The organism is Zoogloea dura, assembly GCF_012927165.1.
GTDB lineage: Bacteria > Pseudomonadota > Gammaproteobacteria > Burkholderiales > Rhodocyclaceae > Zoogloea > Zoogloea dura.
In genome coordinates this window covers 1-2,525 of the sequence record NZ_JABBGA010000071.1, presented here as the reverse complement: position 1 = coordinate 2,525, position 2,525 = coordinate 1, and the positions used below count along the sequence as shown (strand labels likewise).

Here is a 2,525-nt window from a genome sequence, read left to right as displayed (position 1 = left end):
GGGAACTGGGCATCGAGTTCGGCCAGGAAGGCCGGGTCGGTGTGCAGGCGCGCCACTTCGAACTCGTCCTTGTAGGCCATCAGCTTGTACAGGTTGCGCGCGGCGGCCTCCGACAGGGCGGTGGCGCCGGGCAGGGCCTTGTGCTCGGCGGCGACGACGCGCTTGATCACGTCGGCGTAGCGCTTGGCATAGGCTTCGTCCTGGAAGGCGATGAGTTCCGCGACGCGGATTTCGGCCAGACGCTTCACTTCGCCGTCGGCACCGATGGACTCGACGATGGCGCGGGCGGCGGGGCTGAGCGGCGGGGCCTGCTTGAGGCTGATCACGCTGGCGCCCTTGTACTTGGCCACCTGGGCTTCGACGTAGGCCCGGTCGATGACGGCCATGCGGCCCCAGCGGAAGGCGGCGAGGCTTTGTTCGACGCCGACGCCGGAGTTTGTGATGGCCGCTTCGATGGATTCGGCCTTGAGCGGGATGGTGCCGGCCTGGAAGGCGACGCCGACCATGAAGTTGTTGGTGGCCATGGCGTCGCCGAAGAGCCCTTCGGCCAGGGCCTGGCCGTCGAGGAAGACGTTGTCGTCCTTGCGGCTGACCCGGTCGATGCCGGCGGTGAGGCCTTGGGTGGCGGGGAACATGACGTGCCGGTCGGCGATCATCTTGCCGGTGGGGGTGCGGGTGGTGGACACCACGGCGATGGTGCGCGCCGGGTGGCATTTGTCGAGGTTCTTCGGGTCGGTGGCGTTGAGGATGTCAAAGCCCAGGTAGAGGTCGGCCCGGCCGTCGGAGATCTTGTTGCTGCCGTCAAACGGGGCGTGGGTGATCTTGATGTCGGAGATCACGTTGCCGCCCTTTTGCGCGAGGCCGGTCTGGTCGAGGCCGATGACGTGCTTGCCTTCGAGCCGTGCGGCGTTGGCCAGGGTGGCGACGACGGTGACCGAGCCGGTGCCGCCGATGCCCATGACGTGGATGCCGAAGCCGAAGCTGTCGTCGACCTTCTTGATGGGGTCGATGAGTTCGCGCTCGAGGGCCGGGATGCGGCCCTTCTTCTTTTTCTTGGCGCCGTCGGCGGCGGGGGCGGCGTTGGGGGTGATGGTGAGGAAGGAGGGGCAGAAGCCCTTCACGCAGGAGAAGTCCTTGTTGCAGGAGGACTGGTGGATGCGTGTCTTTCTGCCGAACTCGGTGTCGACGGGCTCGACGCTCATGCAGTTGGACTTCTCGCCGCAGTCGCCGCAGCCTTCGCAGACGCGCTCGTTGATGACGGTGACTTCGACCGGCTCTTCGGCCTTGCCACGGCTGCGGGCGCGGCGCAGTTCGGCGGCGCATTCCTGGTCGTGGATGAGGACGGTGGTGCCGGGGGTGGCGGCGAGCTCGGTCTGGGCTTCGATGAGGCGGTCGCGGTGCCACACTTCGGTGTGGCCCTCGAGGCGCACGCCGGCGTATTTGCCGGGCTCGTCGGTGGTGACGATGATGCGCCGCACGCCGTTGGCGAGCAGGTCCGAGACCATGTTGGCGACCGGGTGGGCGCCCTGGATGGCCTGGCCGCCGGTCATGGAGGTGTGGGCGTTGACCAGCAGCTTGAAGGTGATGTTGACGTTCGTCGATGCGGCGTAGCGGATGGCCAGGCTGCCGGAGTGGGCGTAGGTGCCGTCGCCCATGTTCTGGAAGATGTGGCCGGTCTCGGTGAAGGGGGCCATGCCGATCCATTGGGCGCCTTCGGCGCCCATGTGGGTGCCCATGACGACGTTGCGGTCCATCCACATGGCCATGGTGTGGCAGCCGATGCCGGCGGAGACGGTGCTGCCTTCGGGGGCGACGGTGGAGCTGTTGTGCGGGCAGCCGGAGCAGTACCAGGCGGTGCGCACGGTGGTGGGCAACTTGCCGCGGGCGTGGATCTCGTCGAGGCGCTGGATCCAGGCTTCGGCGGATTCGACGCGGGTCTTGCGCGACAGGCGCTTGAGGAGCGCGCGGCAGATGACGTCGGATTCGAATTCGCCGTAGTGGGGCAGCAGCTCCTTCTCTTCTTCGTCGAACTTGCCGACGATGCGCGGGGCATTGGCGCGGCCGTAGAGGACTTGCTTGGCGAACATCTCGAGGAAGGGGCGCTTCTCTTCGATGACGAAGATCTCCTCTAACCCTTCGGCGAATTCGCGGACGATGCTGGGCTCCATGGGGAAGAGCATGCCCATCTTGAGGATGCGGATGCCGTACTTGCGCAGGGCGGCGTCATCCAGGCCCATCTCGAGGAAGGCCTGCTTGAGGTCGTTGTAGGTCTTGCCGGCGGTGAGGATGCCGAGCCAGGCGTCGCGGTTCTCGAAGACGATGTTGTTGAGCTTGTTGGCGCGGGCGTAGCGCTTCACCACTTCGAGGCGCCGGGTGTAGAGGGATTGCTCCATCTCGAGGGCGTCGGCGCGCACGTTCATGCCGAGGTTCATGCGCGGGGTGAACAGCTGGCCGTCGAATTCCAGGTCGGGGGTGACGAAGTTGAGCCGCTCGGGGGAGACCAGGGCGCTGCCGGTGCCGTCGGC

Annotated in this window: 1 protein-coding gene; it reads right to left on the bottom strand. The window is 66.7% G+C overall.

Going from position 1 to position 2,525, the window contains the following annotated elements; all coding sequences use genetic code 11:
- On the bottom strand, positions 1-2,525 hold a 2,525-nt coding region (locus HHL15_RS26090; RefSeq protein WP_169148684.1), incomplete at both ends, for an indolepyruvate ferredoxin oxidoreductase family protein.